Origin of the sequence: Photobacterium sp. S4TG1, assembly GCF_036040035.1 — a bacterium.
GTDB lineage: Bacteria > Pseudomonadota > Gammaproteobacteria > Enterobacterales > Vibrionaceae > Photobacterium.
This window is the reverse complement of the sequence record NZ_JAYXUH010000011.1, coordinates 51,514-76,763: the sequence shown is the minus strand read 5'-3', so window position 1 is coordinate 76,763 and position 25,250 is coordinate 51,514. Positions and strand designations below refer to the sequence as shown.

General features: G+C 36.8%; 25 protein-coding genes. 13 read left to right on the top strand and 12 right to left on the bottom strand.

Features of this window, described 5'->3' with window-relative positions; genetic code table 11:
- Window positions 1-56: 56 nt before the first annotated feature.
- Together VXS03_RS13485 and VXS03_RS13480 are read right to left on the bottom strand one after the other, a co-directional pair.
- A complete protein-coding gene (locus tag VXS03_RS13485) occupies window positions 57-620 on the bottom strand; it encodes a dihydrofolate reductase family protein (protein ID WP_327764288.1) in 564 nt (187 codons plus the stop codon).
- Between the two features lie 196 nt (window positions 621-816).
- Complete coding sequence (locus tag VXS03_RS13480; protein WP_327764287.1) at window positions 817-1,386, bottom strand: cytochrome b/b6 domain-containing protein; 570 nt, start codon at window positions 1,384-1,386, stop codon at window positions 817-819.
- A 313-nt stretch (window positions 1,387-1,699) separates the two neighbouring features.
- On the opposite strand from VXS03_RS13480, the gene VXS03_RS13475 reads away from it, so the two are divergent.
- The 5 genes from VXS03_RS13475 to VXS03_RS13455 all read left to right on the top strand — a co-directional run bounded on the left by VXS03_RS13475 (window position 1,700) and on the right by VXS03_RS13455 (window position 6,458).
- Window positions 1,700-2,398, top strand: coding sequence for an EAL domain-containing protein (locus VXS03_RS13475; RefSeq protein ID WP_327764286.1), 699 nt, complete (start codon window positions 1,700-1,702; stop codon window positions 2,396-2,398).
- Window positions 2,399-2,572: 174 nt separating this feature from the next.
- On the top strand, window positions 2,573-3,481 hold the full coding sequence (locus VXS03_RS13470) for a VirK/YbjX family protein (RefSeq protein WP_327764283.1): 909 nt from the start codon (window positions 2,573-2,575) through the stop codon (window positions 3,479-3,481).
- 316 nt (window positions 3,482-3,797) lie between these two features.
- Window positions 3,798-4,586: a phytanoyl-CoA dioxygenase family protein gene (locus tag VXS03_RS13465; protein WP_327764282.1), complete on the top strand. Its 789-nt coding sequence runs from the start codon at window positions 3,798-3,800 to the stop codon at window positions 4,584-4,586.
- Between the two features lie 362 nt (window positions 4,587-4,948).
- Window positions 4,949-5,305 (top strand): hypothetical protein, encoded by a 357-nt coding sequence (locus tag VXS03_RS13460; protein WP_327764280.1) that lies wholly within the window; start codon window positions 4,949-4,951, stop codon window positions 5,303-5,305.
- Window positions 5,306-5,648: 343 nt separating this feature from the next.
- Complete coding sequence (locus VXS03_RS13455; protein WP_327764279.1) at window positions 5,649-6,458, top strand: hypothetical protein; 810 nt, start codon at window positions 5,649-5,651, stop codon at window positions 6,456-6,458.
- A 402-nt stretch (window positions 6,459-6,860) separates the two neighbouring features.
- Here the strand turns inward: VXS03_RS13455 and VXS03_RS13450 are convergent, their stop codons facing one another.
- Window positions 6,861-8,006 (bottom strand): M14 family metallopeptidase, encoded by a 1,146-nt coding sequence (locus VXS03_RS13450; protein ID WP_327764278.1) that lies wholly within the window; start codon window positions 8,004-8,006, stop codon window positions 6,861-6,863.
- 350 nt (window positions 8,007-8,356) lie between these two features.
- On the opposite strand from VXS03_RS13450, the gene VXS03_RS13445 reads away from it, so the two are divergent.
- Complete coding sequence (locus VXS03_RS13445; protein WP_327764277.1) at window positions 8,357-9,403, top strand: FUSC family protein; 1,047 nt, start codon at window positions 8,357-8,359, stop codon at window positions 9,401-9,403.
- A 15-nt stretch (window positions 9,404-9,418) separates the two neighbouring features.
- Here the strand turns inward: VXS03_RS13445 and VXS03_RS13440 are convergent, their stop codons facing one another.
- Both VXS03_RS13440 and VXS03_RS13435 read right to left on the bottom strand, forming a co-directional pair.
- Window positions 9,419-9,727 (bottom strand): c-type cytochrome, encoded by a 309-nt coding sequence (locus VXS03_RS13440; RefSeq protein WP_327764335.1) that lies wholly within the window; start codon window positions 9,725-9,727, stop codon window positions 9,419-9,421.
- 175 nt (window positions 9,728-9,902) lie between these two features.
- Window positions 9,903-10,874 (bottom strand): DNA ligase, encoded by a 972-nt coding sequence (locus tag VXS03_RS13435; RefSeq protein WP_442957450.1) that lies wholly within the window; start codon window positions 10,872-10,874, stop codon window positions 9,903-9,905.
- Between the two features lie 287 nt (window positions 10,875-11,161).
- On the opposite strand from VXS03_RS13435, the gene VXS03_RS13430 reads away from it, so the two are divergent.
- Window positions 11,162-12,220: a PTS transporter subunit IIC gene (locus VXS03_RS13430; RefSeq protein ID WP_327764276.1), complete on the top strand. Its 1,059-nt coding sequence runs from the start codon at window positions 11,162-11,164 to the stop codon at window positions 12,218-12,220.
- Between the two features lie 51 nt (window positions 12,221-12,271).
- Here the strand turns inward: VXS03_RS13430 and VXS03_RS13425 are convergent, their stop codons facing one another.
- On the bottom strand, window positions 12,272-12,781 hold the full coding sequence (locus VXS03_RS13425) for a hypothetical protein (RefSeq protein WP_327764274.1): 510 nt from the start codon (window positions 12,779-12,781) through the stop codon (window positions 12,272-12,274).
- Window positions 12,782-13,070: 289 nt separating this feature from the next.
- Between VXS03_RS13425 and VXS03_RS13420 the strand changes: the two genes are divergently transcribed.
- Window positions 13,071-13,766: a hypothetical protein gene (locus VXS03_RS13420; RefSeq protein WP_327764273.1), complete on the top strand. Its 696-nt coding sequence runs from the start codon at window positions 13,071-13,073 to the stop codon at window positions 13,764-13,766.
- 70 nt (window positions 13,767-13,836) lie between these two features.
- Here VXS03_RS13420 and VXS03_RS13415 read toward each other — a convergent pair whose 3' ends face one another.
- Window positions 13,837-15,303, bottom strand: a complete 1,467-nt coding sequence (locus VXS03_RS13415; RefSeq protein WP_327764271.1) for an NAD(P)-binding protein — start codon at window positions 15,301-15,303, stop codon at window positions 13,837-13,839.
- 577 nt (window positions 15,304-15,880) lie between these two features.
- Here VXS03_RS13415 and VXS03_RS13410 point away from each other — a divergent pair.
- From VXS03_RS13410 to VXS03_RS13395, 4 genes are all read left to right on the top strand, one after another.
- Window positions 15,881-16,921: an OmpA family protein gene (locus VXS03_RS13410; protein ID WP_327764270.1), complete on the top strand. Its 1,041-nt coding sequence runs from the start codon at window positions 15,881-15,883 to the stop codon at window positions 16,919-16,921.
- A 266-nt stretch (window positions 16,922-17,187) separates the two neighbouring features.
- On the top strand, window positions 17,188-17,616 hold the full coding sequence (locus VXS03_RS13405; protein WP_327764268.1) for a hotdog fold thioesterase: 429 nt from the start codon (window positions 17,188-17,190) through the stop codon (window positions 17,614-17,616).
- A gap of 5 nt (window positions 17,617-17,621) precedes the next feature.
- Window positions 17,622-17,858: a DUF3389 domain-containing protein gene (locus VXS03_RS13400; protein WP_327764267.1), complete on the top strand. Its 237-nt coding sequence runs from the start codon at window positions 17,622-17,624 to the stop codon at window positions 17,856-17,858.
- A 171-nt stretch (window positions 17,859-18,029) separates the two neighbouring features.
- On the top strand, window positions 18,030-19,031 hold the full coding sequence (locus VXS03_RS13395; RefSeq protein ID WP_327764266.1) for an OmpA family protein: 1,002 nt from the start codon (window positions 18,030-18,032) through the stop codon (window positions 19,029-19,031).
- Window positions 19,032-19,172: 141 nt separating this feature from the next.
- On the opposite strand, the gene rodA is transcribed toward VXS03_RS13395, so the two are convergent.
- Complete coding sequence (rodA, locus tag VXS03_RS13390) at window positions 19,173-20,264, bottom strand: rod shape-determining protein RodA (RefSeq protein WP_327764265.1); 1,092 nt, start codon at window positions 20,262-20,264, stop codon at window positions 19,173-19,175.
- Between the two features lie 254 nt (window positions 20,265-20,518).
- On the opposite strand from rodA, the gene VXS03_RS13385 reads away from it, so the two are divergent.
- A complete protein-coding gene (locus tag VXS03_RS13385; RefSeq protein ID WP_327764264.1) occupies window positions 20,519-21,421 on the top strand; it encodes an ROK family protein in 903 nt (300 codons plus the stop codon).
- 76 nt (window positions 21,422-21,497) lie between these two features.
- Here VXS03_RS13385 and VXS03_RS13380 read toward each other — a convergent pair whose 3' ends face one another.
- From VXS03_RS13380 to VXS03_RS13365, 4 genes are all read right to left on the bottom strand, one after another.
- Complete coding sequence (locus VXS03_RS13380; protein ID WP_327764263.1) at window positions 21,498-22,658, bottom strand: MFS transporter; 1,161 nt, start codon at window positions 22,656-22,658, stop codon at window positions 21,498-21,500.
- Window positions 22,659-23,216: 558 nt separating this feature from the next.
- Window positions 23,217-24,173, bottom strand: coding sequence for a ribosome biogenesis GTPase YlqF (ylqF, locus tag VXS03_RS13375; RefSeq protein ID WP_327764262.1), 957 nt, complete (start codon window positions 24,171-24,173; stop codon window positions 23,217-23,219).
- Window positions 24,174-24,434: 261 nt separating this feature from the next.
- Window positions 24,435-24,950 carry a macro domain-containing protein gene (locus tag VXS03_RS13370; protein ID WP_327764261.1) on the bottom strand — a complete coding sequence of 172 codons (516 nt, stop codon included), beginning with the start codon at window positions 24,948-24,950 and terminating at the stop codon, window positions 24,435-24,437.
- Window positions 24,947-25,219: a hypothetical protein gene (locus VXS03_RS13365; RefSeq protein ID WP_327764260.1), complete on the bottom strand. Its 273-nt coding sequence runs from the start codon at window positions 25,217-25,219 to the stop codon at window positions 24,947-24,949. Before VXS03_RS13365 ends, VXS03_RS13370 begins: the two co-directional genes overlap by 4 nt.
- Between the last annotated feature and the right edge of the window lie 31 nt (window positions 25,220-25,250).

The following is a 25,250-nucleotide window of genomic DNA, read 5'->3' as shown; positions in this document are numbered from 1 at the left end:
AGTATAATAATAAAGGCTATTTATAATGGTGATAGCCTTTTTATTCAGACTGTTTATCACTTATAATCAACACAATACCTGACTTGTATAAAGTCATTAGGAAAAACAACTGCTTGTGTTTGTTTTAACGTTATATCATTGTTTATTTTACCAAACAGCGGAATACCACTACCTAATAGGATAGGTGCGCGTGTGATCGTGATGTCACTGATCAACTGTTGATTAAGAAAGGCTTGAATTGTCATTCCACCATCAATGTAGGCATGCTGATATCCTTCATTGCTTAAATTTGAAACTAAAGTATTTATATCACCCGCATATATTTCGACTTTATTTTGTAGATTTTCGGGCGCTTGGGTCAAGGTCGTACTTAAAATAATCATTCGAGTATCACCATAAGGCCATTGTTCTGGAGATAGATTCATATTTGAAATAACTTCCATACATTTACGCCCCATGATGATACAGTCAACCGAAGCAATATATTGATTAAACCCCATATCTGCCTGATCACCCATATCCGTATTTAGGTTACCGGCCGTTTGTAGCCAATTGACTGAGCCATCTTTTCTAGCAATAAATCCATCAACACTCGTTGCTATAAATACAGAACATTTCATTGTTTATTCTCTTTGATATACCGTTAAATATATTAAAAATTTTAACATCATATGTAATAGCGAGCAGTAATTACTGTGTAAAATTGTATGAATTATTTAGAAATAATACTGATGAGTGATAAAATAATAAAAAGTTCAGTATTTAAATCATTGAACTTTTTATTATTATTCGATGAGATATAAAATTGATTGTTAGTTAACCGTTTATTATTTTTGTTATGGTGTCTTTATTATTGCGGCCATTAGCAAAAATAACCCCACCAATATGGATAAACATAAATCCTAAGATTCCCCACCATGATAGTTTATGGAATGCTTTGCATTGCGCGTAAAAAATAAAGTCATGGTCTAAAAAGTGAATAACTAATCCGGTTATTACGACGCCGGCTAGGAATAAATAAAATGCAATATATAATAACCCTTGGAGGCGATCGTGTAAGCTATTATTTTCAAATGGGTTAGGCATAAATACACCTACTTTTTTAGTATAAAATACCCGTAAAAGTACTAATATGCCAACGATATAACCTACAATATAATGCCATTGAAACATTTCATTTCGAATAGATTTTGCAATGGTAATTGCTTGTTGTTGGGTAATAGCCAGGTTATCTGTTTTTAATCCAGATTGAATAAGTGCTGCTATATTTGATTTATCCATCCATGTCGAGCGTAAAAAGATAGTTAATAGAATGAAAAGAATAGAAAAAGCCAATAACCAGTGTATTAAACGATGTAGTTTTGGAAAGTGAACTTGCGTAGTCATAAATAAACCCAACAATGATAGTATTCCTTGATGGTATCATAGATATGGCGATGTTTGCTGAATGTCTTCTCGCTATTTACACGTCGAAAACTAAGTAATGAATGATAATTTACTTTAGATTACTACTATCTACTGATATAAAATATATTTATATTAAGGTTAATGAAAAAATAAAATATCCTGTTTTTTATTACATCTTAATATTAACGTTATCTTTTATCTATTTTGGTGATTGTTTTATGGTTATTTATGTGTTTTTGGTATATATTAATCCAAAATTAATGATATTTAAATAGATTGTAGTGATAATCATATGCATGATAACGTATTTTTTATGTATCAGCCTAAATATTATAATGACTTATTGTTTGGATATGAGGCATTATTGAGAAGTAATATTAATGGTGGTTTAGTTTTTCCTGATTCTTTAATTTATGATGGAAATAATAACTTTGATTATTTTGTTATTAATAGTGTTCTAGATAGTTTGTCAAAAATATCAGATGAAGATGTGATAGATAAAATAGTTTCTATTAATGTTAGTGCTAAATTCATGTCAGATCAAATATTATTGAGTAAAATAAATATAGATATTATTGAAAAATTAAATTTAAATATTGAACTAGAAATATTAGAGAGTGATAAAATCATAAATTTTGATATCTGTAATAATAATATTACTTTATTAAACTCTATTGGCATTAGTGTGAGTATTGATGACTTTGGAAGTGACTATTCTTCAATTAGACGTTTAATAAATCTGCAAAATATTAGTTTTATAAAAATTGATAAAGAGTTCATTGATGACATTGAAAAACATCCGTCATTACTTCAATCAGTCAGAATTTTATTTGAGTTTATATGGAGTCTTAATTTCAAAATTCTTGCAGAAGGTGTAGAAAAAGAAACAACCTTAGCATTACTTAAATCGCTTGGTGTTGAATATTTTCAAGGTTTTTATTTTTCTAAGCCGTTACGATTAGAAAATGAGGTATACAGATTAGAATTTTAATGGAATTAGTATGAAAATGATTACCAAACCGTAATTTTCTTTGTTTATTTCTGTTATATAGGTTCAAGCTGAGTAAATATGATGCATACCATCCCTTTGTGAGATAATTTAATTGATAAAAATTATGGATGGCAGATAATGGTATACTAAATATTCCATATAAGAATCAACGGTGTGACAAAGTCAAATATCTCTCTTAGTAATCATGCTAAGCTAATTTACCCAGATAGTCTTGCAGGTAAATATTCACCATTATGGCGCTATCGAGTAAAATTTATTCTTCGTGCGATGTACTACCATAAAGCTTTCCAGCATATTACCTCTGAAATAGATCCTTCTTTGCTAGATACTTTATGCCAACGTAACCTTCGTTTTTTAGAAAAGCCATTCCGTCCTTATGTAATTTATGGAACAAATTCTATTGAACGCGCAAAATTTGTTGTAGAGCATTTTAAGTTTGTCTCTCAATTACCTGAACATATTCGTAATGGTATCTACAGGGATAGTAACGGCTTAACATTATGTAGCTTTACTGTAGATGATGTTGATTACTGTTTTAAGTTAGCATATTACTCTCGTTATCAAAAAGAGGGTGATATGAGCTTAACGCTCTTTAATGATGTTGATGAAAATTTTTATACCCTGACATTTGCGATTCGGAATGTAAAAGGGAAGCGTCAATTAGTGATCGGTGGTTTGCAAGGCCCTGCGAGTAGCCCTGAAAATAACCAAAAAATAAAATTACTGACTAAAGCATTATTCGGACAACGTCCAAAAGATTTAATGATTAAAATGGTCACACTGCTTGCTAATGCTTGGCAGGTAGACACACTGCTTGCTATAAAGAATAGTGCTCATACCTATTCAGCAAAGCGTTATGCTACTGGAAAAATCAAGATGGATTACGATAAGCATTGGTTAGCATTAGGCGCAACTGAGTTTGATGAGCATTTATATCAACTAACGCTTGAAGATATTCGTCGTAATCCCGAAGATATTTCACGCCCTAAACGTGCAATGTATCGTCGACGCTATGAATGGCTAGATAATACAAAAGTGTTGATTGAGCAGAATCTAAAATAATTAGATGTGTTAATTTATCTGTTATTTATTAGATGACACTAACAAACGGCTACCTCTTCAGGTGGCCGTTTTTTGTTATGTCTATAGTGTAGTGGCTTCTCATACGTCCGTAATATATTTCGCGTCTAGACATATAAACATAGGACAGCCATAAGTTTTATTAGATGCGATGGAATTTTAAAGTAAAGATATGGGTGTCCTGTGTTTTAGTGTTTTTATTGGTAATTTTATTACTTGGTTGAATACCACCAGTCTGGCATTATGCGCCCAAGAATACCGTCGTCAGTAAACGGTACCGAGAGTGTGAAGGTAGTCAGTGATAGAAAACAGCCAACAATTAAGTAACCATTATGATGAACACGGCTACTTTGTGATTAGAAATTATTTCGATGAAGCTCAGATTTCATTGCTTAGAAAAGTGGTGTTGAAATTCCATGAATTGTGGAAAGCAGACAATACAGAGTTTTATCATGAAGAAGCATTTAATTCGTCTTTAATTACGGGCAGTGAATATTTACCCATCGATGATAGAACGGTACTTTTTGACTTCATCAGCTCCAAAAAGATCATGGATGTTGTTGATACTGTGATACCTGAAAATCCTGCATTTATGAATACACAACTGTTCTTCAACCCCGTAAATCCGCAACAAAAAGACTTTTGGCATCGTGACTGTCAATATGATTATGATCTTAAAGACCAAATGAAAGTCATATTAGAAACGCAAGTGTTACATCTTCGCGTGCCTTTATTTGATGAGCTTGGTATGGAAATTATTCCCGGCACACACAAGCGATGGGACAACGAAGAAGAACACAATGTTCGCCAAGAAGAAAATGGTAAAGTAAGCTATGACAGCATCTCTGGTGGTAAAAAAATTGGATTAGCTGCGGGTGACTTATTGGTGTTTTCAGCCGATATGATCCACCGTGGGTTGTACGGTTTAGATCGTTTAGCATTGGATATTTTGGTCTTTGACTCAGCAGCTGATTATGTCGATTACGTTGATGATGATTGCTTACCGCCTCAATCAATATTGAATAAGATTGCTGATCCAAGGTTATTTCTCAACACCTTGCACTTAAAATCAATGGTGTGTGCTTAAAAAAAAGATAGGACAGCCATAAAATTTATTAGATGTGACGGTTAATAATAACCGTCAATATTTATTATGTCGTATACATACCCATCTATTTTAAATAGAGAATACAGTGCCACCCCCCGTTATTCCCTACAGTGAATGCCCGCGAGGGCGATAGGGAATCTAGTTAAAGAGTAAAGATATGGGTGTCCTGTGTTTTCTCGGTGTTTTGCTAAAATTGTGATTACTTAACATTATTTCTATTTATTTATGTCACTATATCATCATGAGTTGTGGGGCTATAATTTCAACTCAGGTAGCTAAAAACACACAATCTTGTAAGTTTATTTATATTGCGCCATAACGAAATAAGAAAGGGAATCTTTATGTTATATCAAATGATGGTACTAATACATGTAACAAAGAAGAAAAGCTACTGTACTGGAAATGAACAATTCTTACTGGCAACTTCTCGAGAAAATCTTTTTGAAATAATTACAAATCCTAATCGTCACGGAGAACAAACATCAACGTTTAACCAAAAATTTAGACCGTTATTTGATAAAAATCCTAACGAATTAGCGTTTGTACTCTTTGAAGGCGATAGTCGGGAAATTGTTGAATCTAAAGCTCGTGATTTTGCTGATGGAAGAGTCTGTAACAATAGGACAGAAGCTCAAGGAGACCCCCAAAAACATTATGATGTGCTAAAAAGTACACTGAACCCTGTGATAATTAAATAAAAAGATGGACAGCCATAAAATTTATTAGATGTGACAGTTAATAATAACCGTCAATATTTATTATGCCGTATACATACCCATCTATTTTAAATAGAGAATACAGTGCCAACCCTCCGTCATTCCCTACAGTAAATGCCCGCGAGGGCGATTGGAAATCTACTTACAGCGTGTTGAAATTTCAAAAATAAAGATATGGGTGTCCTGTGTTTTTTCATTACTGGTCTAATGAGGTAAACGCGCATGCGCACTATACAAATGTTATAAGCCTTATGTTTAGCATTTTTTGCATATACATTTTGTATATGATTGAATGGAAAGGGATTATTAGATAACTGTAAATATTATGGAACAAAGTAAGAAAAAACCACGAATTAAGCTTTTTAGTTGGATTGCTGCACTTTACATTGCACAATTTATGGTAGATAAAGTGATCTTTGATATCCCTAAGCCTATGATGGACAAGGATATTGAATTTTATCAGCCTAAAAGTGACTTAGATTCTAACTTGCGAAATATGAATTTATATATTCATGATAAAGATTTGATATCGGAGCTTAGTATAGAAACTGGGAAAAAAACCGTTAATGATGAATATATGGTCATTTTGCGTGAATACCATAGCCAAATGTTAGAATTGTATAACCTTATATCTTCCAAGCCTGTTCTAATGTCGATTGAGAAGATGTCTGATAATATCGTTGCATCTCTTAAATATACTAATTCAGATCAGTGTTTATTCATTGATGATTCAAAAGATATATATAATAAGTTAGTCCAAGAATATCCTTCACTAACTGAAAGGTTAAGCCAAAGACCAGATGCTATTATGCGTATACATCAGAGAATATATAGTGTTAAGCCGGAAAAGAATGAAAATGGTGAGTACAACGTCGATGGAATGGTTGAACGATTGGAGATTATTCGAGATCTAATGCAAGATCCATACTTAGCCGTAAGAAAAGACAATACTGAAGCGTTGCAAGAAATTAACCAGTTCCTAGTTCGTTTCGATGATCTTCATGCGGTCTATACTCGCTGTGCTAAAAGTTATAATAGTGAAGTGAAGAATATGACAGATATCAGGGGCGTCGTTAGCTTCCTTACCTTCATAGTATTAACTGTACTCGTTTATCGTAAAGAAATTCTCAGCTAACAATGTAGCTGTCGGCTTATAACAGATAAGGATATGTGTCGCGCAGCCGACACCTATCCGAAGTGTTGGACAAGCCCGAGCAAACCTTATATAAGTAAATATTGCGAATGTCATGAAGGGTGGTGCTGAAAAGAAGTCGAGCGTTATCCTTGGCAAAAAGATAGAACACCTATAAATTTCATTCAATAGCGATGCTATATTTACGATAAAATTAAACGTACTTCATTGGTGTCTTTAAGGCTCAATTACACGTTGAGTAGATCACGGATAGCTTCGTTCCTCGACTTCCGAGATGACGGATATTTAGCTGAGAGAATGCTATACCCATAAATCCCCAATCACCGACTAAAAAAACGGCCACCCAAAGGCAGCCGTTAATATTATAAGTAGCAATAATCAGCCTTAACGAAGATCATCAGTAACAGCAAGCACTGCTGCTAGGGTGTCATGACCAAAGCCAATACTACGCTCTGGAGACCAACCGTATAGGCTATCTGGCTGATTGTTATGATCTTTAAATGGCATTTCAACAGTGTAAGACAAGCAGTTGAATTGCTCACCCACCCAGTTTGAAGCTACTGTTAGGTTCGCTTCGCCGGGCTTATCTTTGCCGTAGCCGTGTTCGTCTTGGAATTCTGGCGTTACTGTTAATAACGCTTGTTTGAATTTATTTTCAAGATTTTCAAGGCGCGCATCGTATGATGGAATGCCTTCAGAACCAGCAACGAAGTTAAATGGGATTGCCTCATCGCCGTGAATATCGAGGAACATATCTACACCAGTTGCTAGCATTTTCTCACGTACGTAGAAAACTTCAGGGCTATTTTCTAGTGACGGTGTTTGCCATTCACGGTTAAGGTTTACACCGATTGCATTTAAGCGTAGATGACCACGTGCGCTACCATCTGGGTTCATGTTAGGCACAACATAGAATACCGCTTTATTTAATAGGGCACGACCAACAGTGTCAGTTTCATCTAACAAACGTTGCACTAAGCCTTCAACAAACCATTCAGCCATGGTTTCACCAGGGTGTTGACGTGCAATTACCCAGATTTTTTTCTTTGGTGCTTCTTCGCTATCAGCGGCGTGTTCATCACCGATCACCAATAGGCTTACATCGCGATTATCAAGAGTATGGCCTAATGTTTCTAGGCGGCAGTTGTAATGGCTTTGTGCAAGGTGCAATAGATCTTGATGACGATCGTAACTGTACGGTGCAAAGTAAGCGAAGTACATTGATTCATTTTCAGGAATAACAGTGAACGTTAAGTTGTCACCATCAAATTCTGAAGGAATACGGAACCACTCTTCACGATCATAAGAAGCTACAACATCATAACCATTCCAACCTTCAGGGTAGGCTGAGTTAGCTAGATCTAATAACTTGATAGTATGCGGCTGTTGAGCTTCTGATTCTAAACGGAAGTGAAACCATTGATGTAGTTCAGATTGGTTATCGTTAGGAATACTAAGTTGAATGTCGTCTTTGCTCTCAGCTTTAACAACATTGATGCTACCGCTTTCGAAGTTACTGAAAATTTTCATGAGGGTTACTCGTTATCTTTATAAGTATTGATTTAGGCTATCACAAACCACCACAATCGATAATGATTTTTGTTCATCAAAATAAGGTTTCATTGTTAGGTTGAGTGAATAATCATCAATGGTGCTGTGTCGTGTGATAGATCGATAAAGATCGTGATGATAAGTTGATTTTAAAAAATGCATAGATTGTATTAAAACAGCTATTAAACAACATTGATGTGATTAAGTTGGCTTTTGCAGTGATAACTTATGCACTGGTGGTTACTAGAATCCATTTTGTGCTGCTGGTGATTTTGAAAACCATGTGTTATTGATATCTGTTTTAAACATGTGTGTGGTAGCTACACCAAATGAAAACCTTACACCAACAGATTATTAAGTACATGCGCTTGTTTCATGTACTGCGTATTATTATCGCTTGTATCATTGCTTTTTCAGTCGACATTATTTTTAAATTACCCTATGGCACATGGGCACCAATTACTATTATTGTTGTGATGTCAGCTAAGTATTCAGGTGAAGTGTCAGATAAAGCCAGTCAACGAATACTTGGTACCACTATTGGGGCAATTTTAGGCCTGTCGTTGTATTTTTTTCCTGTCGATAATGTTTATTGGCATTATGGCTCATTGATTGTAATGCTCAGTGTGTCGCTTTACTTTACTCTAGGAAAATACTCCTACAGTGCGATTTTAACTTCAGTGACATTGGTGTTGGTTGCAGGTAGTGGCCCCGGGGATTTACATATTGCATTATGGCGTACGACTAATGTGCTATGGGGTGGGTTAGTGGCGATCATTGCGAGTCAATATTTGTTTCCGGCTAAAGCAACCGATCATTTCAAATTAGCCTGTGGTGATTTCTTACGCTTATTTCATCAAAACTATTCTGAGCATAATGCGCTGGTTAATAGTGATGATGCTTATCGTGAAATACCGTTATCTCAATTACGACAAACATTAAATAAAATCACTTCATTAGAATCAAGTATTGGTCATGAATCTCCTGCAATGAAATTACCCGTTAAAAAAGCAATTGCTTGCCAGGTAAGAATGTTTAATTTATTTGAGAATATTATTCAGACGCAATGGCGACATCAATACAGCAAAGAAAAAGTACAAGAAATACGGGCTTTATCACAAGCAAAAGAACAGTTATCACTAATGTGTGAACAATGTGGTGAAGATTTATTATCAGCTCAAAAGCCTTTAATGGTGATCAATAAAAGTCAGCTAGAGATTTTGGCGTTATATCCTAAATTAGCCCCAAGTGCAGATAGTCGAACTGACATCAGTTATTATGGTTATTTATGGCTTAATCGAGAATTGGCACGTCAGGTTGCAGAATTATCTGAATATTTGTGCCAATTTGAAACGATTAAGAATGATATGCATTAGATAACGCGGTAACGTTTATTTCATTTCCGAATAATAAGCCGCAATATCAGCCAGATCTTGTGTGCTTAGATTTTGTAGCTGACCTTTCATCATGCTTGCCATTGGGCCTTTACGCATGTCATTAGTGTAAGCCAGCATTGCATCATACAGGTATTGCTGTTGTTGACCGGCAAGGTTGGGATAATTTGGTTGTGGGGCAATGCCATTACTACCATGGCAGAAGCGGCAACTTGGTGTTTTTATTTCTCCTTTGCTAGCATCACCTTTTGGCATAGCGTAAGCATTAGTGCCGATTGCACTCATGAGTAGTATAGCGGTTGTGATAGTGCGAAAACCGTTAAATAGGTATGTCATTATAAGCCATTCGTTGTAAAAATTATGATTATTAGTACAAAACGATACCATAACTAATCAATGGCTTAATCTGTATTTTAAGGTAAATAGTGTAACAATAAATGTCATAGGAAATTACAATTGATACCTATGAGGATTGATTTTATTAACTATCAGGATTGTCTCGTACTCGAATAAAGCGCGCAAAACGAGGGATTCCATTATCGGTATAGCCGTTGTAACGGTATTGAATCGTTGTACCTATCGCTGGTGGTGACTGTCGCTGTTGGTCGTTAAACCCTGATCCAATTTTAAAAGTATTATTAGAGGCTGTTTTTACCCAAACAGAACCCATCATACCTTGGTATTTACCATTGCCTTCTTCATAGCCAATAATTATTGCTTCTGCATCGTGATGATTTTTGAGTTTTAATAAATGCTCAGTTCTGCCAGACGTATAATTATTAGATTTATGGTGCAGCATTAAGCCTTCTCCATCATGACTGCTAATAATATCGAGCCATTGCACTAAGATTGCTAAATTATCGAGTGACTTGTGTTCAACCCATTGTAAATGCTTTAGTGGCTGGTTGTTTTGATCGCGTTGTTGCTCTATTAATGCTTGTAATTGATGGTAACGCTCGCTAAATGGTGCACTGTTATGAGGAAGATCAAACACCATATAATTGACAGTTTTCCATGCTTGATGATCAGGTTTATCATCAAGCACAATACGTGTTAATGCTTGAAACTGACCACGTTCAATCCACAACTCGCCATCTAATGGTGTGCTTGGAAAGTTGGCATAAAACCATGTTGGTGCATGAATAATATTGCCTGTTTTCGTCAGCAGTTGTTGTCCATCCCAATAGGCACGAACGCCATCTAATTTTTCGCTTACCAAATAATCAGTAACCGTGAAAATATCATGAATTTGATTGTCATCACTATAGTGTGCTGCATTTAATTGATCATTGGATAAGGTTTTAGCCAGCATTAATTGGGGTTGTGCCGCAGCAAGAGGAAAACTTAACGACAAACCGATTAAGGCTGCAATAGGGGTTAAATTCTTATTAAAATATTGAAATTTAGAACTATCATGACAATGTGACAGTGGCTGATATTGTAGTAAAGGCATGATATGTATTCCTAGTAAGCACAAGAGGTATAACAGTAAATAAATGCCACTAACGGGTAAATTATAATGATCTACTTTTAGTGATGTTTGTGCTGACGTTAGAGTTACCGAATGTGAATCAAGTTACAGTTACATAATTTATGTGTCAAAGGTGCTAAATAGGAATGCATTATGTGAGTGTTAATTATGGCTGAAATGATCAAAAAAAATCACTTATTGACTGTGTTTATTGACGCGCTAAGGTAAAATTCTGTCACTATTGAATTCTTTATGTGGCCTTTGTTGTAATGCAGTCTTCTTTATCACGCTTTTTTACTCGAGCTAATCAGTTCCTTATTTCTAAAAATATCACTATTTCTTTTCATTGCTATTTTATTCATGCAATGAGCTTTATGGCACTAGGTTTATTTTCATCACTATTGATTGGCTCTATTTTAAATACGATTGGGATTAAATTTTCTATTCCGCTATTGAGTGATGTCTTGTGGCCAATTGCAAAACAAATGACGGGGCCAGCCATTGGTGTGGCTATCGCTTATGCCTTAAAAGCGCCGCCGTTAGTTTTGTTTTCATCAACGATTGCAGGTGCAGCAGGTGCGGCGATGGGTGGGCCTGTTGGTGCTTATGTCGCCAGTATTTTCGCTGCTGAATGCGGTAAATTGGTTGCAGGTGAAACAAAGGTTGATATTTTAGTGACACCTGCAGTAACTGTATTAGTAGGCGTTATGGTTGGCAGTTGGATTGGCCCACTAGTGGGGGCTGTGATGACTCAATTTGGGCAATTGATTATGTCTACCACTCAACTACAACCGTTGTTAATGGGAGCATTAGTCGCGGTATTAATGGGCATGGCATTAACATTACCTATTAGTAGTGCCGCGATTGCTATTATGCTGAGTTTAAATGGTTTAGCTGCCGGTGCGGCAACAGTCGGTTGTGCTGCACAAATGGTAGGGTTTGCGGTCATGAGTTATCGCGTAAATGGTTGGGCAGGTATTTTTGCTCAAGGACTCGGTACTTCGATGCTACAAATGCCAAATATAGTTAAGAATTATAAGATTTGGATCCCTCCGATTGTGGCTTCTGCAATACTTGGTCCCATTGCGACTGTTGTGTTTCACATGGAAAATACGCCACTTGGCGCTGGAATGGGGACATCAGGATTAGTCGGGCAGATTCAAACAGTAATCGCAATGGAACAAACGGGTCTAAGCAGTAGTTATATTTACGGGTTAATTGTATTAATGCACTTTATTCTACCTGCGCTGATCACTGTTATTGTTGCATATATTATGCGCCGCCAAGGGTGGATAAAAGACAGTGATCTGGTGTTAAAATTAGGCTGATAACTGTTGTTAATTATGAGTCATACTCGTTATTGGCAATGATACTGATCATTAACGCTTTGCTAATGTCGTTATTTGTTGTTCAGCACAACGAAAGAAAGCATTGGCTTGGCGTTGACTTGCAATAAAAGTGAGTGGGTTTAATCCTTTAATATGTAACTTTGTACGGTAGCTGTGTGCTTTAAAGGCTTCGGCAAATTGTTGTGGGCTGATATTATTAACATCATTTGCAATCGTTGTTGTATAAATAACAGTTTTATCGTCTACGCGCTTAAATAAATTGTGATCCACGACATAATTAAACTTTTGATGTGATTCGATATTATCCATCGCATGTTGGGTTAATTCTCCTCGAGATGGCGCTTGCAGATTGTTGAGATGATAGACTTTAATGTCATAATGGTTATTTCTATTGGTCGACATGGTTAATACAATATTATCTTGCAGGCGTTGTTCTTTGACCGTGAGTGTACATTGTGTTTCGGTTTGACTATAGGTTGAGTTTTCAAGCAAAGGTAATGAAAATGCCGACACAGTTAAAAAGATTAATGGTGTGATCATAAAAAGTACCTTTGCTTATATTGTGTATTAAAACCAACTAGTTTAATCCTAGTTTGGTTGGATTATTTTTATTGAATAATCTCACAAGATATTATGGTTGAAACACATTATTAATATTGAGAATCGACCGAGAATTTCTCTGAATTTATTAATTATTAAAGTTTTTTTCCAAAGACATAACATTATTTGATAGGGAGTTAACAATTTATCATCAGTAAAATGTTAATCTCATCAATAGTTAAATGTATTAGTTGTTCTTAATCCGAAAAATAAAATGGAGAAAGTGATTATGTCTACTACAACAAGCAAAACCCCTTTGTTATTCTCTCTTTTAGCGCTTATTGCTGGTGGCGTTATTGGTTGTGGTGTCGGAATGAAAATTGAAAAAAGCACCAGTGCTCCAAATTTATTGACTTGTCAGCAGAATGTACAGTCACAAACAGAAAAGCTTAAAAAGAGTGAACAACAAAATCAATTGTTGGTTATAAATAATGAAAAGCAAAGTCAGCAGTTAGAACAAACAACAAAAGACTTAACGGCAATGACGGAATTAGTGGATAAGCAAAAAAAGGAATTTTCAGCTCAATTGACTTTACTTACCGAGAAAAAACAAAAATTGGCAGCAACCAAACAAAAGTTGGAAGTAACCAAAAAGAAATTGAATACTGAAGTTGTTAAGTTAAAAACAGCCACGACCAAGCAACAAGTGGTTATTGATAAATCTCAGCAGTATTTTAAACGCCAAGCTGAAATGCAAGCCAATGTTAAAGCTACGCAAGCCAATATTGCAGAGTTAAAACAAGCGGCAAAAGGCTTTAAAAAAGCATGTGATGAATTTAAATCAGGTAATAGCTGGAATTGGGTCTCACAAAAAGATTGTGATAACTATGATCAGCAATTGGAATTATTAAAAGATAAGCAAGCGTTATTAAATTCTCAACAGCAGGCATTAACGGTCATAAATGCTGAAATTGGTAAAAAATAAAGTGGATTTTATGTAGGTTATCAATAATAAAAGTAGCTGTGTTAGCAGCTACTTTTATTGTTATTGGAGGCTATTTTATATTGTGGCCAATAGGGCGAGCAAGTGACGTTGGAAAACCACGTTCAGCCGCTAATTTTTCTGCATAAGTCACTATATCGTGTAGACTTAGCAGCTGAGATACGGGAAATTCGTTTTCGCGAGTTTGTAGTATAGGTTGTGAAATTAAATTCAATGCTGCTAACTGATCAACAATAGCATCAGCAACAGATAATGCAGATGATGCTTTCACAATTTCAGAGCGCGCATAGCGCTGATGAGAATAAGAAACATCGGCAGCGCGTAATGTTGGATCATTTCCAGGTATTTGTTGCGCGCCAAATAATGGCTTTCCACCCACTGTTGCTTGTTCAAAATGATTCACAAACTGCGCCATGTGATTAATTGCGCGTTGAGTGCGTTGTTCAATCTCTGGTTGTGACCAATGTTGCTGCAATTTCTCTTTAAATGATGCATCTAGCTGAGGCTGAGCACTGGTTGCATTTGATGACACTAATCCATTTTTAAACAGTGTGATGTCTTGTGTCATGCCATGTAGCTGAAAATAGCCATCAGGGTATGGGGTTAATTGTGCCATACCATTAGGTGTACCACGCTCACCATGAAAAATCACTTCTGGCCATTGTGCATCACATTGTGACCAGTGAGTAATATAAGCCGCTTTAAATTCAACCATGCGCTGACGTGGAATGTGCGCTAAATCATCAATGGTACCGGTACGGTAACCGCCAGCATTCACTAAATAATCAACATTAACTTGGTGTGGTTGATCCGTAGAATCTTGATAATTTACTTGCCAGCCAGTGCCTTGTTTACATTCGACTAAAGAAACCACTTTGCTATTGGTATGCACATGGCATTGTGTCAGCTTATTTAATGCGAGGGTTAAAGTGGCTGCAATTCTAAAGACACTTAAACCATATTCTTGCACCATGACTAATGGATATTTGAACTGATCTAAATTAATCGATTTAGCGACAGGGATCATCCATTGATCGGGTGTTAGGGGATGTTCAGGGTTTGCTTGTAATGCGAGGAGCTCTAAATCATGACGTTGATATAGTTTAAAGTAATCTTTTGGCTCACCAAGTACAGCGTTTTTAGGATCTTGTTCGACAAGCGCTTGGTAAGTTTGTTGTAATAACGTCAGGCGGGGTAATAAGTCATTAGGGCTACCTGCATCACTACAGGGGATCGCTATAACGGTTGGTCTGATATTAGAGGTGTGGCGATAAACACGTAACGTATCAATAGATTGCTTGAGTAACGTTATGCATTGTTGATCTGATATTTCACGATAAAGATTACCACCTGCATGCAAGTGGCAAATTGGAGGACCATTAACTAGGCTTTTTCCTTCCTCAAAAAGTTGAACATTAATACCTTGTTCAGCTAATCGAAGTGCAATAGTTGATCCTGCTATGCCACCACCAATAATACCCACAGTTGTTGGTAAATTTGAGTCGGGCAAGGATGTCATTTTACTTTCAATTAAATTCATCATACTTGAACACGTAAATCAGCTAAAAACAACAAAAGGATTTATTTAATAAAGACATGAACAATAAATCCTTTGAATGGATAAGAGAAACTATTTTACGTTGTAATCGGGTAAAGAGAAATAGTAGTAAAATAAAATCCTATTAAAAGCCAATTTATTGCATTTGCGATAGGAATTATTTTTGTTGATGCTATGTTTAATTGTTTATTGATATGCGATGATTTTTGATTTTATTGTGTCTATTTTGTTATTTTATTTCGGTATGATTACTGTGTTTTATAGTGACAGCAGCAATGTTTTCTATACCTTAAAAAATATTATTTGTGTGATTTGAATAAATATAGAAAAACGATATCCAATTAAATCATTTATTATCATGAATTTACTGTTTTAATGTGTTGATGGTATTTATTTATTCTGGATTTTTATTTTTTCTTTTGCTAAATTTAATTTTGTTTTTTGAACTTAAAGATAAAAATATGGTCGTGAATTATATTTTTATGTTGAGACATCGAAAAACAGCAGTAGTGGTAACAAATATAATAAAGGATAAATAATGTCTAAAATGAATCTAGTAGTTTTACCTCTTGCACTTCTTGTTTCAGGTGCAGTAAACGCGGCAACAGAAAACCCATTCTATGCGGGTGCTCGTGCTGGTGGTGTTCATTATTCTGATTTCGATGCGAAAACAGGCGATCTACACTCAAACCCAAATCAATCTCTTTCAATCGATAAAGATGATTTTGCTGGTGGTATTTTCATGGGTTACAACGTAACACCATGGTTTGCTGTTGAAACTGGTTACACTTGGTTAGGCGAAGTAACTCTTAAGAATGATGACCATCATGACGCTGGTAAAATTGAACAGCAAGTTATCGATCTTGTTGGTAAATTTACTTACCAAGCTACAGATTCTTTAGATGTTTACACTAAAGTCGGTGGTGCATGGCAGTTCTCTCGTTACAAAGATAACAACATTTCAGATCGTGACGACAGTTTAATCGCTACAGCAGGTCTTGGTGCTGAATATCACTTCACAAATGACCTTTCTGCTCGTGCTGAATACCAGTACTACCACGATATGGAAGTGAAGCCAGGCGATACTAAACTAAATTGGGATGCACACTACTACGGTGTGAGCCTTGTTTACGGTTGGGGTGCAGCAGCAGCTGTTGTTCCAGCAGTAGCTGAAGTTGTTGAAGCATCAACTGTTCAACTTGAGCCAATCTCTGCTGAAATGCCATTCGCATTTGATAGCAACGAGCTATCTGAGCAAGACATGCAGCGTCTTGAACCAATTGCACAGCGTCTTGTAAACTTCCCTGAGTCACAACTTGTTGTTATTGGTCACACAGACAGCACTGGTGCAGAAGCATACAACCAAAAGCTATCTGAAGAGCGTGCACTTACAGTTGCAACGTACTTAACACAACATTTCAACATCGACCCAAGCCGTGTATCTGCTGAAGGTCGTGGTGAGCTAGATCCAGTTGCATCTAACGATACAACTGAAGGTCGTGCTCAAAACCGTCGTGCTGATGTAACGACTCCTGGTTTTGAAATTGAACAAGCAGCAGTAGAAGCTGTTGCTCAATAATATTGTTTATTCAATATTAATCGATAAATAACTGTCGATAGTATTATAAAAAGCGCCTAATTGGCGCTTTTTTTATATCATAACTAATTGAAATTTTATTGGTTAATGATTTTTCTCAACAGCCGTTTTGAAGTGATTAACTTTATTAATTGGTATAGCTGAATGATATTATTAAAGTATCATTTTTCTGACTTAACCGGAGAGTGGTATCATAGTAATTAAATAAAACACTGGCTGTTACATATAATAAATAAGCGGAGAATATGATGGCGATTTGGCAACGACCGTTTACGTTAGCACTTTTTAATCAGACCTCTAAAAACACATTAGTTGAGCACTTAGGGATTGAATACGTTGCTGTTGATGATTCATCACTGTCAGCGACGATGCCTGTTGATTCACGCACGCATCAACCATTAGGTATGTTGCATGGTGGCGCCTCTGTCGTATTAGCTGAAACATTAGGATCATTAGCAGCAAACTTTGCCGTTAGTAGTGAATACTATTGTGTGGGCTTAGACATTAATGCGAACCATATTCGTGCGGTTCGTAGTGGTTTTGTTACCGGTAAAGCAACACCATTACACCTTGGTGCGACTACACAAGTATGGCAGATTGAAATTTGTGATGAACGTCAGCGTTTAGTGTGTACTAGCCGTTTAACGATGGCCGTTTTAAAACATAAAAAGCAGTAAATAAAATGATAGTCACTTTTTCTCAAGGTAAAATTATCGCAACGCAACATGAAGTTGTTATTCGTATTGATGGCAGTTGCCGAATAATGATGCAAGCACAAGTTGATGAACTAACATTAATTGGTGGTGCAAATGTGATCACAGCTGTTGGCAGTGGTTTAAACTGGTCAGTGAAGTTAGATTCCGAGGAACAACTGCAACAGATAGCGTCTGAAATAGGTATTTCTATCACCCAATATTAAGTCGGTAAGCTATTATTTATATTAAGTGAGCGGATAATAATATTCAATGTAACGAGATGATTTTATTTATATTTACTTATGACAATTAAATGCTATTTTGGCATTATTAACTGAGTTTGCAGATCATTGCATTCAAACTTATTTAATATTAATCACGATAAAGTAAATAGTATGTCTAATAAATATTTTGCACTGTTACCGCTGGCTGTTCTTATTTCTGGTGTTGCTCAGGCTGCACCTGCTGACCCTTATTATGTTGGTGTTCGTTTAGGTGATGCTAACTATTCACATTTTGAGCAGAATGGCCATGCCTCTAACCTCGGATTGAAGCAAAATGATTGGGGCGCGGGTATTTTTGCAGGTTATAACATCACCCCATGGTTTGCGGTTGAGACAGGTTATACAGCATTGGGTGAAGTCCATTTTTCATCCCAAAAAATAAAATTACATGCATTTGATTTAACAGGTAAGGCGACATGGCATCTTAATAATAGCTGGGGTCTATTTGCGAAAGCGGGCGGCAGTTATATGCTGACTGATTACCATAGCCGTGATAACCGTATTAAAGATATTGATGATCATCTTGTTGGCACTGTCGGTGCGGGTATTGAATATCAATTGACTGATCACTTGTCTACTCGCCTTGAATATCAGTTCTATCATGATTTAGCATCAAAGCCCCGCGGTACTGATTTAAGCTATAAGTTTGATACTAACTTCTATGGTCTAAGCCTTGTTTACAACTGGGGTGCAGCGCCGGTTGTTGATACTATCGCGCCTGCGGTAGCGCAAACAGTGACTATTGAACCTTCAACATTATCATTAGATTATGGTGTTAATCAGTATAAATTAACGGCAGATAATGAGAGAGCGCTACAGCCAATGGCTAAACGCTTAACTCGTTACCCAAGTGCAACGATTGTGGTAACTGGCTATACTTCTAACACGGGTACAGCAGCTTATAACCAAGCATTGTCTGAAAAACGCGCTCATGCTGTGGCATCGGAGTTAGCAAAATACGTAACAAACCCTGCTCAAGTAACAGCACAAGGTATGGGCGAACAGCACCCAATCGCAACCAATGCAACAGCAGAAGGTCGTGCGCAAAACCGTCGTGTAGAAATTACATCACCAGCATTAAAAATCGCAACAGAAGCTGCTTCTGAGCGTTAATCTATATTATTAAAACAGGCTGTTATTGAAGAGCCTGCTATTTAATAAAATTTACGTGAATAAAAAAGCAGCAACAAAAAGGCCAGCCTGTTGATATCAACAAAGCTGGCTTTTTATTAAATAAATTAAGCATTAATGACTTTATTTACATGGCGCACAAATAGATTTTTTACGTAGGCAAAGTGACATGATCATGCCAAATATTGCCCCTTGCGTAATAATGGCAGAACCACCGTAACTAAAGAAAGGCAATGGACTTCCCATTACGGGTAATACGCCACTTACCATGCCAATATTAATAAAGCTATAAAGAAAGAAGCTTAACGCAAAAGCGGCACTGACTAAGCGTGAAAATGGTGATTCTGATTGATTTGCTAACCAAATCACTCTAAAAGTCATAAAAGCGTAAATCCCCAATAGCAAAACGCTGCCCCAATATCCCCATTCTTCAGCGAACGTTGAGAAAATAAAGTCAGTGTGGCTTTCTGGAATAAAGCCTAAATTACCTTGAGTGGCATCTGTCCAGCCTTTACCGCGAATACCGCCAGAACCAATGGCAATTTTTGATTGAATGATCTGATAACCAGAACCAAGAGGATCTGATTCAGGATCAAGAAACTGTAGCACACGTTTTTTTTGGTAGGTTGCCATCACAAAATACCAAGCTAGCGGTATGGTCACGCCAATAATACCAAGTACTGTTGAAATGATTTTCCAGCTCATACCTGCATAGTAAAGTACAAACAAAGCATACAAAATAGTAAAAATAGCACCATCAAGATCTGGCTGAATAAAAATAAGTCCAGCAGGAATGGCGGTGATCATCAAGCAAACCAACACTTTTTTGAGCGTTGGACGTCCAGCTTCTGCTATTAACACCCACGCAATCATTAATGGAACCGCAATTTTTACCAGTTCTGAGGGCTGAAAACGAATAGGACCAAGGGCTAACCAGCGCCGAGAACCGTTGGTACTGTCGCCACTAACAAACACGCCTAGTAAAAAAATAACAGTAATAACAAATAAGTAGGGTGCATAGCGTTGATAAACTGCCGGAGGAATGGCTGACATTATAATTAATGCAACAACGGAGAGCATACCTCGAACAAGGTGACGCTCAATAATAGGCACACTGAAGCTACTTGCGCTCCATACAGTTAATGAACTAAAGGTAATCAAAAGAAGAATTGATATACAGAGTGGCACATCAAGATAAGGACGATATTTATTCATTAAGTACTACTGTAAACCACGCGAAATTGCGCATCGATGATAATTACCGCTACTTTAAAATATTATCGCTTCGCTACAAGAGATATTTTGCAAGAAAATGTATTTCTGTCGCAATGGGCGAATAAATAGACAAATAATTGCTTCAAATAGGGCTAATAATCGCTGTGGTTGAGTGTTTTTTCGACAGTGTCGCAGTATTTAATACTACGTGTTCGTATAATAACTAAAAATAACCCAATTGCAGTGGAGTAGAGATGGATCAGTATTACTGGGGTGTTGATTTAGGTGGGACTAAAATTGAATGTGCCATTATTGAGCGTTGTACGGATAAATGCGTAGTAAGAGAGCGTATAGCAACAGAAAGCGATCAAGGTTATGCCCATATTCTAAATCAGATTAAATTACTGATCGATAGGTGTGCTGAGCAATTAGGGCAACGGCCTCTTGCTATTGGCTTTGGTACACCAGGCACGTTAGATCCGCGTTATGGTGTAATGAAAAACTGTAATTCAACAGCGCTTAATGGCAAACCGCTTGATAAAGATCTTTCCCAGTTATTAGATACACAAGTGGTATTGGCAAATGACGCGAATTGTTTTGCTTTAGCAGAAGCGCATTTTGGTGCGGCTAAACGTGTAAAACCGAATGCTGAAGTGGTGTTTGGTATCATCATGGGTACAGGCGTTGGATCGGGTATTGTTGTCAATGGCAAAGGCTTATATGGTTGCCATGGTATTGCCGGAGAGTGGGGACATAACGTGATTGAGCCTAATGGCGCCCTTTGTTATTGCGGTCAATCAGGGTGTTTAGAAACCGTTATTTCAGGTAAAGGTTTAGAACGGTTCTACTTTGAACAATCTGGCGTTGAATTATCATTACCAGAAATTGTTGCACGCACGGCTGATGATGAACATGCTCAAGCAACGATGGCTAGAATGTCGCATTATTTTGGTATTGCTGCGGCACAGATCATCAATGTGCTTGATCCTGATGTCATTGTTATCGGTGGTGGTGTCGGCAACATTGATGCTTTATACCAACACGCTCAACAAGCAATATTACCGCATTTATTTAATGGTGAATTAAACACCCAGATTGTGAAACCAGATTTAGGTGATAGTGCAGGTGTCTTTGGTGCTGCGGCATTAGTGAAGTAAATTGTAAGTAATGAATAATAAAAAGGCGTAATAGCAATGTCGCTATTACGCCTTTTTTAATAGGGTATGATTATACTTAGCTTGCCAATACTTGAGGCTTGCGTTGTAAACTTGCAAATAGCATATAAATAGCTGTTGCCAGTAGTACGATAAAGAAGAAATCCATCAAGCCATTTTGTTCCGCCATGAAGCTATTCGCACCAATTGGACCTAATGCAGAACCAATACTGTAACTAAATAGCATTACTTGAGTGGCAGCTACAATGTAAGATGAATCTAAATTATCACACGCTAATGTAATCGCAATAGGGTATAACGCAAATGCTGACATACCTAATAATGCTAATGCACTGACTAGCATGATGTAATCTGACGATAAGTAGGTTAATCCCATAGCAAATACACCTAATAATGACATCAATGCCAATAATAAAGTTTTGCTCATGCGAATAGATAACTTACTAATAATAGGCTGAATAACCATGCCACCTAAAATAATTGCCGCCATTAACACACCAATTTGGTTGGTTGTTAGCTCACTCTTTTTAAGTGCAAGTGGCATTAAGCCATAGATGCTACCCATTACTACGCCAGAGGTAATACAGCCAATAATTGCCGGCTTGCTCAAGCGTGAAATTTGTTTTAGAGACAATATCTGATGGCCACTGCTATCAGGTTGCCCTTGCTTGATCAGTAATGGCGGTAAAATAGCAATTAACAGTAATGCCATAATAACAGCAAAGGGAATAAACCCTTTAACACCAAAATAACCCACAGCTAGCTGGCCTACTGTTGTGCCACCGTATAATGACGTCATGTAAAAGCCTAAACGTTTAGCGCGCTCTTTTGCGCTATCGCCAATTAGTAGCCATGATTCAACAACAACAAAAATACCCGCTACAGCAATACCCGCGACTAAACGCGCAGATAACCATAATTCTTTATATGGAAAGAAAGGTAATACAGCGACCGTTGATGCTAATAATGCAAGAAAGCTAATAAAAGCAATACGGTGACCTATTTTGGCTATAACAGGTTCAATCATTAATGAGCCTATTAACAAACCAATATAATAGATACTTGCTAACCAACTGGCATAACTATTATCAATATTAAAGTTTGCTAATGATAGCGGGATCAAGCTCATTAAGTAGCCTGAAGCAATTGCAAATACAGTTAGTCCCGCAACTGGCACGAACATGCCATTGCTTTTGTGACAAGTAGTAGTTTGTTGCACTACCGTACTCTCCACATCCAAATTCGGTTTAGGTTATCTGTCCCTTTTAATAAAGGAATACTCTTTAAGAGTCGTCAAAACTCACCTATCAGAAAAGAGAGGAGAGTTAAAATAAGAGACAGCGCTGTTTAAGTTACTTTCGACTGAAAGCCGAGCGATTATTCACGTAATATAAGCGCGAGTAAAATGAGAAAAACTAATCCGAAATGATGTTTTTATTTATAATTTTATCGATATAGAAAAAATGATTAGAGGTAGGTTTAATCGCATATTGTTAATAGTTATGGTGGATGTTAAAAATACATACTATTTAATGGCTTACACTTATTATTTTAATGAATAACTAGGAAGATAAACCTAAAATCATTAGTGTTGTAATTGAGTTTTAGTGGCGCTATTTCCATCATTAGTACGAAAAAAAATAATCATAACCAATAAAATTTTTTCTGATACATAGGATTTATTAGAAATATAAAAAAAGTCACTTCATCAGATATAAATTAATAAACAGATGGAAGTGACTATTAAAATTTGTGTAAAAAAATATTGTTTTATTACTTAGCGTTTGTTTTTAAGGTAACGCTTACGGCGTTCTTCTTTTTTCTTGATTTTTTCTTCTGTCTTACGTTCTTCAGCAATCGCAACATTGATCAGTTCTTCAGTGATCATTTCAGGATGTTCAAGCGTGATATTACCTAAAGTACCATTACGTAATTCATTAATTAAAATCACAGAGGCTTTGTGTAAATCAACACGACCACCACCTTTTAGACAGCCACGCTTACGGCCTATCTCTTCGATTAATTCAATTGCAGACTCAGGAAGATCATCGTCAAGGTTGTAACGCGCTTTGATCAAATCAGGGTAAGCTTTAATTAGGTATTCAATACTAAAGAAGCCAACATCAATATAATCCATGGCCGTATCTTTAATCGCACCAGTTGCCGCTAAACGAAAACCACTGTGCGGGTTCTCTACTTTAGGCCACAAAATGCCAGGGGTGTCAGACAGTAAAATACCATTATCTAAATTAATACGTTGTTGCTGGCGCGTTACGGCAGGTTGGTTACCTGTAATTGCAACAGTACGACCCGCAAGGGCATTGATAATGGTTGATTTACCTACGTTAGGAATACCCATGATCATGGTACGAATTTTCTTACCCGCTTCTTCACGCAGTGGCGCAAGCTTACGGCAGAGATCCATGATCTGGTTTACTTCGTTTAAGTTCTCGGTAGTGATCGCAATCGCTTTTACACCTTGTTCTTTTTCAAGGTGATTAATCCAAAGTTGGGTCATTTCAGGATCAGCTAAATCACGCTTGTTCAGTACTTTAACTACAGGTTTGCCATCATTAGTTTCACGGAACGACTTGATCAGCGGGTTTTCACTACTAAAAGGAATACGGGCATCTAGCACTTCGATGATCACATCGACTTTTGGCATTGCCTCTTCAATTTCTTTACGGGCTTTGTGCATATGGCCCGGGAACCACTGGATACTCTGACTACTCATTTGATTTATATACTCTTTATTTTTGCTGGTAGCCCCATGGGGTACATAAGGGGGTACTAAAAACTTTTGTAAAAGATAGCAGTGGACATCATTTTCTAACCACATTGGTAATGCTGCGATCGCTTACATACAAATACTTATCACTGAGTTTACCATAACTGTTAGGGGATGCTTGCCCGTTAATGTATTTAGACGTTACAGCGCCGTAAGCATGGTCAGTTATTGTGCGGTTAGCTATTCCCTATGGTTATTGCTCAGCTGCTATTGCTCAGTCGCAGTTAAGGCTTGTTGCCAGATATTAACCAAGCTTTGATCAAATAAGTAAAAGCTAATATCGAGTTGTTTAAATGCAGCTTCATTACAGACGTTAATTGCAATGGTAGCTGCTTGTGCTGGTGGATAACGATAAATGCCACACGAGATAGCAGGGAATGCAATAGACTGGCACTGATGGCTAATAGCCAGTTGCAGTGAATGTCGATAAGCGTTTTCTAATGCGAGTGCCGGATTTTTATGGCCGTAATACATTGGTCCAACAGTATGAATAATATATTTAGCATTCAGTTCTCCCGCTTCAGTAATACGAGCTTCGCCAACAGGACAACGGATGCCATTTATTTCAGGAACCTCATAACACGCTTTTAATAAAGCAGGTCCAGCGGCCCGATGTATTGCACCATCAACGCCTCCACCACCTAACATACGAGAATTAGCAGCATTAACAATAGCATCTGATATAGCGGTAGTTATATCACCTGTAATAATCTTGATTGTCATTGCTTTACTCCTAGCTCAAGTATTTTATTGTTGATAAGTGATTCTAGAATATGATTTTTAGGAACACCTTGAAGCTCTGCTAATAAAGCTAATTGGTTAATGCTTTTTTGTGAAAGATTAAATGAGCATTGCTTTTTACCTATTTGTTTATCTCTAAATTTCTTTTGTGAATAGGCTCTTTTAATTGATTGGATAAAAAGCTGTTTAGTATCAGGAAGGCAAATCCAACTATCAAATAAGAGGACAAATTTAGAGTAATTATTCTCCACTTCAATATTTATTGTATTATTATGATTGATG